Here is a 7,274-nt window from a genome sequence, read left to right as displayed (position 1 = left end):
CATCCTGCGCGGTGCCGCCATCCGGCCCAGCGCGAGGTTAGGGAGCGGTCACATGTCGCCGCTGAGGCGTTGCGAGAGGGTGTTGCGGGTCGGCTTGTGGTTCGACACGGTCGGGATGACGCCTGGCTGCACGACCTGAGTGATCTCCGCGTCATCGCCGGGGGGTGCCGGGGACGGCATCGGGGCGGTCTGCATGGGCTGGCCCGGGCGTTGGTGGGGTGGGCGTGCCGCGTTCTGCTGGGCCATCTGCGCCGCGGAGAGGATCATGGTCGAGTCCGGGTCCCGGCGCGGGTCCATGGCGTTGACCAGCGTTCTCGGGATCTGCTGGGTGTCTGACGCGTCCATCGGGGACGTCATGTTGTCCGGCGTCACGATGTTCCGCCCACGTGCGCGGGCGCGGGCGAGCAAGGCGTCGGCCCGGTCGCGGGGGTCCATGTCGGATTTTGCTCCTTGCCGGGACCAGATCCCGTATGACGATCTGCTTCGTGTCAGAGTATTCCGTCGAACGGCTTGCCGTAACGCGGAGGAGGAAAAAGGTGCACGGCGTCGAAGCTGTGGTGCTGGTCGGGGGCAAGGGCACTCGTCTTCGCCCGCTCACCCTGTCCGCTCCCAAGCCCATGCTCCCGACTGCGGGGGTGCCGTTTCTGACGCACCTCCTGTCGCGGATCAAGGAAGCCGGCATCACCCACGTGGTGCTGGGAACGAGCTACAAGGCCGAGGTGTTCGAGGAGTACTTCGGCGACGGGTCGCGGCTCGGGCTGGAGCTCGAGTACGTGGTCGAGGAGGTGCCGCTCGACACGGCGGGCGCGATTCGCAACGTGGCGGACAAGCTGCGTGAGCCCGACGTGATGGTCTTCAACGGCGACATCCTGTCGGGTGTGGACCTGACGGGGATCGTGGACACGCACCGCGAGCACTCGGCGGACGTGACGTTGCACCTGGTCAAGGTCGCGGACCCGCGGGCGTTCGGGTGCGTGCCGACGGACGGGGAGGGGCGCGTCCAGGCGTTCCTCGAGAAGACCGAGAACCCGCCGACGGACCAGATCAACGCCGGTTGCTACGTGTTCCGGCGTGAGGTGATCGACGCGATTCCCGCCGGGCGGCCGGTGTCGGTGGAGCGCGAGACGTTCCCCGGGCTGCTCGAGGCGGGCAAGCGGCTCCAGGGGCACGTGGACGCCACGTACTGGCTCGACCTCGGCAAGCCCGAGGCGTTCGTGCAGGGGTCCGCGGACCTCGTGCGCGGTGTGGCGCCGTCGGCCGCGGTGGCGCAGGCCGGTGACTTCCTCGTGCTGGAGGGGTCCAACGTCCACGAGGGTGCGACGGTCAAGGGCGGCAGCACGGTCGGTGCGAACTGCACGGTCGCGGAGGGCGCGGTGCTCGACGGCGCGATCCTGTTCGACGGTGCGGTCGTCGGCGAGAACGCCGTCGTCGAGCGGTCGATCGTCGGTGCCGGCGCGTTGGTGCAGGCCGGTGCGGTGCTGCGGGACGCGGTGGTGGGCGACTCGGCCGTGATCGGTGCCCGGTGTGAGCTGATCGGCGGAGCGCGGGTCTGGCCTGGGGTCGTGTTGCCCGAGGCCGGCGTGCGCTTCTCGACGGATGCCTAGCAGGACCTGGACACCACCGTTCCCACTCGACCTGGGAGCGGTGCTCCTGCCGTTGCGCCGCGGGCCCGGCGACCCGTCCTTCAGCGCGGAGGGCGGGATCTGGTTCGCGGCGAACACGCCGTGCGGGCCCGGCACGATCCACATCCGGCGCACGGACGTCGTCGAGGCGCAGGCGTGGGGTGAGGGCGGGCTGTGGTTGCTCGACGGCCTGCCCGCCCTGCTCGGCGCCGACGACACGGTGGACGAGTTCGTCGCGCACCACCGGGTCGTCGCCGAGTCGCGCCGGCAGCGGCCGGGGCTGCGGCTCGGGGCGACGAACCGGGTGTGGGACCTGCTGTTCGCGTCGATCCTGGAGCAGAAGGTCACGGGCCTCGAAGCGTTTCGCACGTGGCGCGAGCTGGGCCGCAGGTTCGGCGAACCGGCGCCGGGACCCAAGCCGCTCAAGGTCCCGCCGACGCCGCAGCGGTTGCTGGCCCTGCGGGACTGGGAGTGGCACCAGTGCGGGCTCGACGGGGCGCGCAGGAGGACGCTGGTCAACGCGGCCCAGGTGGCACACCGGCTGGAGAAGGCCGCGGAGACGCGCAGCCGCGAGCTGCTGGAGAAGGTGCCCGGCATCGGCGTGTGGACGTCCGCCGAGGTGGCGCAACGGGCGTGGGGAGACCCGGACGCCGTGAGCGTCGGCGACTACCACGTCGCCAAGAACGTCACGTGGGCGTTGACCGGCACGCCGGGCGACGACGACGCGATGATGGGGCTGCTGGAGCCCTACCAGCCGCAACGGCACCGCGCAGTCATGTACCTGCTGGCGGCAGGTCTGCGGCGGCCGCGGCGAGCACCGAGGTTCTCGCCGCGCGACTACCGCACGTTCTAGCGCAGCCGGGCGAGAGCGCTCTCGATCAACGGGTGCAGGTCGTCCACGTTGTCCGGCAGCTGGTCCAGCGGCCACCACTGCAGGTCGACCGACTCCGCCGAACGGACCGGTTGCGCGCCAACGGGTGCGCGCACCAGGAACCGCACGTCGAAGTGCCGCGTCGGCTTGCCCAGCGAGCACGTGATCGGGTGCACGTCGAGGTGGATCGGCGTCGGCTCGATCCGCAGGCCGCGCATGCCGGACTCCTCGGTCGCCTCGCGCAGCGCCGCCGCGGACAGCGAGACGTCCTCCGGCTCGCAGTGGCCGCCCAGCTGGAGCCACCGGCCCACGCGCGGGTGCAGCGTCAGCAACGCGTGCTCCGCCGTGGCGTCCAGGACCAGCGCGGAGGCCGTGATGTGGCCGGGTTCGCAGGAGCGCTGACAGGCGTCCTCGCGGGCCGCCAGGAAGCCGAGGTAGGCCTCCTTCAGCGCGTCCTGGCCGGTGAAGCGGCTCAGGGTGGAGACCGCGTCGTCGTGCAGTGTCACAGCTCGATCAGCCCTTCCAGCGGCTCGCGCGGGACGAGCGGCTCGACCGGGTGGCCGACCGCTACCGCGCCCAACGGTTCCCAGTCGCCGGGAACACCCAGCACGGACCGCACCACGTCCGCGCAGAAGATCGTCGACGACACCCAGCACGAGCCGAGGCCCTCGGCGGCCAGCGCCACCAGCAGGCCCTGCACGGCGGCGCCACCGGCGACCGTGAACATCGTCTTCTCCGCCTCGGCGCGGCGGTCGTCCGGGTAGGTGTGGGCGCCGTCGCGGACCAGGAACGGCACCACGACCTCCGGTGCCTCCACCAGCAGGTCGCCCCGGCGGACCCGGCGCGCGACCTGCTCGTCGGTGAACCCGTCGGCGCGCAGGTCCCGCTCCCACTGCTCGCGCATGGCGGTCAGCAGCTCTGCCCGCTTCTCCCGCACCAGGACGAACCGCAGCGGCTTCGTGTGGTGCGGCGCGGGCGCGGTCAGAGCCGCACCCACGGCGCGCTTGATCGCCGCGACGTCCACGGGTTCGTCGGAGTAGAACCGCACGGACTTCCGCATCAGCACGGCCTCGGCGCGGCCCTGGGCCAGCGCCTCCTCCGTGCCGAGGCGGAACAGGTCCTCGTCGGTCGCCCGGACGAGGTCGCGGGCCGTGGAGCCGTCGTCGACCGCCTCGAACCCGCGCAGCACCGCTACCGGCACCGAGCCGAGCTTGCCCTTCACCAGGTCCGCCGCCGCCGCGATCTCGTCGGCGACCGCGACCAGCGTCACGGCGAGCTGGTTGCCGTGCCGGTCGACCGAGCCCGCGTAGTCGTGCAGCACGCGCAGGCCGGACGAGCCGATCGCGGCGTCGGTCTGGCCGACCCGCCACGCGCGGCCCATCGTGTCCGTGACGACGACGGCGACCTCGACGCCGAGCAGGCTCTTCAGCGCCCCGCGCAACGCCGCCGCGGAACCGTCCGGGTCGACGGGCAGCAACGCGATCTCGTCGCCCGCCACGTTCGAAGCGTCCACTCCGGACGCCGCCTGCACGATGCCGAGCTTGTTCTCGGTGATCAGCGTCCGCATCTTGCGGGCGAGCACGCGGACCGACTCCGCGTCGACGTGCTCGCGCCGGACCCGGTCGCGCTCGGCGGGGTCGGCCGGGACGCGGACCAGCCGTCCCTCTACTTTGGACATGATCTTGGACGTGACGACGAGCACGTCGCCGTCGCGCAACCAGGGCGCCGCCTGCGCGATCGCGCCCGCCAGGTCGTCGCCGGGGCGGAACTCCGGGAGCCCGGTGACCGGCAGCAGCTCCAGCGCCGCCGCGGCGTGGTCAGTCAACGTCGACCCCGGCGAGCTCCAGCGCGGCGCGGGCCATCTGCGCCGTCGTGTCCACATCGGACATCAGCAGCGGGACCGCGCGGACCGCGACACCGGGCACGTCGGCGCGGTCGCCGGTGTGCACCAGCCACGCGTCCAGGATGCCGTCCTCCGAGCACTTGCGGGAGCCGTAGTGCCGCCCGACCGCCTCGGCCGAGGTCTCCACGCCGATCGCGTCGAGGCAGGCGTCGGCCATGCCCCGCAACGGTTTGCCGCCGATGATCGGCGAGAGGCCCACCACGCCGGCGTCGGTCTTGCGCAACGCGTCGCGCACGCCGGGCACGTTGAGGATCGTGCCGATGCTCACCACGGGGTTGGACGGGGCCAGGACCACGGCGTCGGCCTCGCCGATCGCGTCCAGCACACCCGGTCCGGCGGTGGCGGTCTCGGCGCCGACGAACGCGAACGACTTCGCGGGCAGCGCGGCCCGGTGCTTCACCCACCACTCCTGGAAGTGGATGGCCTTCGTCTCACCGTCGAGCTCGACGACGACGTGGGTCTCCACGCGGTCGTCGGACATCGGCAGCAGCCGCACGCCCGGCTGCCACCTGTCGCACAGCGCCTCGGTGACGGCCGACAGCGGATAACCGGCGCGCAGCATGCGGGTGCGGACGAGGTGCGTGGCGAGATCGCGGTCGCCGAGCCCGAACCACGTCGGTTCGGCCCCGTACGCCGCCAGCTCCTCCTTGACGGTCCACGACTCGCCGGCGCGGCCCCAGCCGCGTTCGGTGTCGATCCCGCCGCCCAGCGTGTACATGCAGGTGTCGAGGTCGGGCGTGATGCGCAGCCCGTGCATCCACACGTCATCGCCGGTGTTGACCACCGCGGTGACGTCCGCTCCCAGAGTCTTGAGTCCCTGCAGGAACCGAGCTCCGCCGACCCCGCCGACCAGTGCTACGACCTTCACGCCGTCCCATGCTTCCACAGCGCCCCGGCAGACCTCAGGACGCCTACAGGTAGCGCCAGAACATGAACGCCGCCGCGCCGGAACCCGCGTAGCCGACGTCACCGCCGATGGCCTCGAAGACCGCGCCGGCCGCCTGGAAGAACAGCAGGTTGACCTCGGCGAAGCCGATCAGCAGGGCGAACAGGACGAACGGCGCCCACGGCCGGGCCTTGGCGCCGAACTGGCGCGCCTTGTACGACAGGAAGGGCTCGATGGCGCCCCAGCCGTCGAGACCGGGGATCGGCAGGATGTTCAGCACGAACGCGATCACCTGCAACAAAGCCAGGTACGAAATGGCGGCGGCGAGCGCGAGCGGCGGTGAGAACAACGTCACGACCAACGCCAGCAGGACGCCGATCACGAGGTTCGCGAACGGTCCCGCGAGGGAGACCAGCGACTCGACCTTCTTCGACCGCAGGGTGTGGTGGTTGATCCACACCGCGCCGCCGGGGAGGGGGATTCCGCCGAACACCAGCAGCACCAGCGGCAGCACGATGCTCAGCACGGGGTCGGTGTAACGGCGGATGTCGAGCGTGAGATAACCCTTGTCGCGTACGGAGAAATCGCCGCCCTTGTACGCGACGGCGGCGTGCCCGAACTCGTGCAGGCACAGCGTCACCGCCCACCCGGCGAGTACGAAGAGGATGGTGCCCGAGATGATCGCGACGTCACCTTCGAGCAGGGTGAGGGCCGCTCCGGCGGCGGTCGCCGCGAGCAGGCCGAGGAACAGAGGGCTGGGGCGAACCGCTGAGCGCGTCACCCCACCAGTGTGGCGTGTCGGCCGGCGTGGTGGGCCGTTCGGGGAGGGGTCGCGGCGGTCGAATCACCGTCTGTGCAGCACGTCAAGTTTTTTGCGGCCATCCGCGGGAATATCCCCCGACGTGTGGACTCCACTTGACCCCCTGCTGTGACGCAGGTGTAATCACATCGGTGTCATTCGTCGTTGTGGGAACGGCGTCTGGCGTCCGCCAACCGGGGAGAGCGGAAGGCGAGGAGGCGGACGAAATGCAGGAATTCGAAGAGCTCGAAGAAGATCACGTCACGCAGCCGGTCGCGCAGGGCGAGCTGTCGTACCTGTTCGACCCTGCCGACGAGCAGGACTGGCAGGAGCGAGCGCTTTGCGCGCAGACCGATCCTGAGGCGTTCTTCCCCGAAAAGGGAGGGTCGACCAGGGAGGCCAAGCGCATCTGCCTGGGCTGCGAGGTTCGGTCGGAGTGCCTGGAGTACGCGCTCCAGCACGACGAACGCTTCGGCATCTGGGGCGGTCTCTCGGAGAGGGAACGCCGCAAGCTCAAGAAGAGAGCCGTCTGAAGCGTGATCTTCGTGCCTTAACTTGAGGACGTGACAAGTCCTCACCCGAGGCTCCGGACAGCGCCGGTGCTGTGCGTCCTGGTCTGCCACGACGGCGACCAGTGGCTCAGCACGGCGCTGTCCGCTTTGCGGCGCCAGCGAATCCGTCCCCGGCACGTGATCGCGGTCGACACGGGATCGACAGATCGCACGTCAGCGGTGCTGAAGAAGGCGTTGCTGGCGGAAGCCGGTGACCTGCTGGACGGTGTGCTGACCCTGCCGCGGGGCACGGGTTTCGGCGCCGCCGTGCGCGTCGCCGTGGAACACGCCGTCGACCGGTGGGGCGATCCGGGCAGGTGGCTGTGGCTGCTGCACGACGACAGCGCACCCGAACCCGACTGCCTGGCCTCGTTGCTGACCGCGGCCGAGGTGTCGCCGTCGGCTGCCGTGCTCGGCCCGCTGTGCCTCGACTGGGTGGATTCCCGGCTGGTCGTCGAAGCGGGACTGTCGACGGATTCTTCAGGACATCGACAGACCGGCCTTTCGTCGGCGGAGCACTCCGCGTCGTTCCAGCAAAGCACCGAGGTGCTGGCCGTTTCGTCGGCCGGTTCGTTGATCAAACGTGAGGTGTGGCACGCGCTCGGCGGTTACGACGAGGCGATGCCGTTGCTGCGCGATGAT

The 7,274-nt window shown here is 70.8% G+C and carries 9 protein-coding genes; 4 read left to right on the top strand and 5 right to left on the bottom strand.

From position 1 onward, the window contains the following. Nucleotides 1-48: 48 nt before the first annotated feature. Entirely contained in the window at nucleotides 49-435 is a 387-nt protein-coding gene (locus VF330_RS25225; protein ID WP_330854153.1) for a hypothetical protein, read from the bottom strand. A 119-nt stretch (nucleotides 436-554) separates the two neighbouring features. Here VF330_RS25225 and VF330_RS25220 point away from each other — a divergent pair, with 119 nt between their 5' ends. Together VF330_RS25220 and VF330_RS25215 are read left to right on the top strand one after the other, a co-directional pair. After that, the gene (locus VF330_RS25220; RefSeq protein WP_414675452.1) at nucleotides 555-1,604 is read left to right on the top strand and encodes a sugar phosphate nucleotidyltransferase; all 1,050 of its coding nucleotides are present in this window, start codon (nucleotides 555-557) and stop codon (nucleotides 1,602-1,604) included. Then, entirely contained in the window at nucleotides 1,597-2,475 is an 879-nt protein-coding gene (locus VF330_RS25215; protein WP_330854151.1) for a DNA-3-methyladenine glycosylase 2 family protein, read from the top strand. Before VF330_RS25220 ends, VF330_RS25215 begins: the two co-directional genes overlap by 8 nt. Here the strand turns inward: VF330_RS25215 and VF330_RS25210 are convergent. The 4 genes from VF330_RS25210 to VF330_RS25195 are packed head-to-tail and all read right to left on the bottom strand — an operon-like array spanning nucleotide 2,472 to nucleotide 6,063. Beyond that, nucleotides 2,472-2,999, bottom strand: coding sequence for an NUDIX hydrolase (locus tag VF330_RS25210; RefSeq protein WP_330854150.1), 528 nt, complete (start codon nucleotides 2,997-2,999; stop codon nucleotides 2,472-2,474). The two genes, VF330_RS25215 and VF330_RS25210, sit on opposite strands and share 4 nt — an antisense overlap. Next, entirely contained in the window at nucleotides 2,996-4,318 is a 1,323-nt protein-coding gene (locus VF330_RS25205; protein WP_330854149.1) for a coenzyme F420-0:L-glutamate ligase, read from the bottom strand. The genes VF330_RS25210 and VF330_RS25205 overlap by 4 nt, the downstream gene beginning before the upstream one ends. Continuing rightward, nucleotides 4,311-5,264, bottom strand: coding sequence for a 2-phospho-L-lactate transferase (gene cofD / locus VF330_RS25200; RefSeq protein WP_330854148.1), 954 nt, complete (start codon nucleotides 5,262-5,264; stop codon nucleotides 4,311-4,313). Before cofD ends, VF330_RS25205 begins: the two co-directional genes overlap by 8 nt. Nucleotides 5,265-5,307: 43 nt before the next feature. After that, entirely contained in the window at nucleotides 5,308-6,063 is a 756-nt protein-coding gene (locus tag VF330_RS25195) for a site-2 protease family protein (protein ID WP_330854147.1), read from the bottom strand. Nucleotides 6,064-6,308: 245 nt separating this feature from the next. Here VF330_RS25195 and VF330_RS25190 point away from each other — a divergent pair, with 245 nt between their 5' ends. Next, nucleotides 6,309-6,614 carry a WhiB family transcriptional regulator gene (locus VF330_RS25190; RefSeq protein ID WP_330854146.1) on the top strand — a complete coding sequence of 102 codons (306 nt, stop codon included), beginning with the start codon at nucleotides 6,309-6,311 and terminating at the stop codon, nucleotides 6,612-6,614. A 30-nt stretch (nucleotides 6,615-6,644) separates the two neighbouring features. Further along, nucleotides 6,645-7,274, top strand: a 630-nt coding sequence (locus tag VF330_RS25185; protein ID WP_330854145.1) for a glycosyltransferase family 2 protein, incomplete at its 3' end; no start/stop codon positions are given.

The sequence above is a fragment of the Lentzea sp. genome, assembly GCF_036380075.1.
Classification (GTDB): Bacteria; Actinomycetota; Actinomycetes; order Mycobacteriales; family Pseudonocardiaceae; genus Lentzea.
This window is presented reverse-complemented; position numbering and strand designations above follow the sequence as displayed.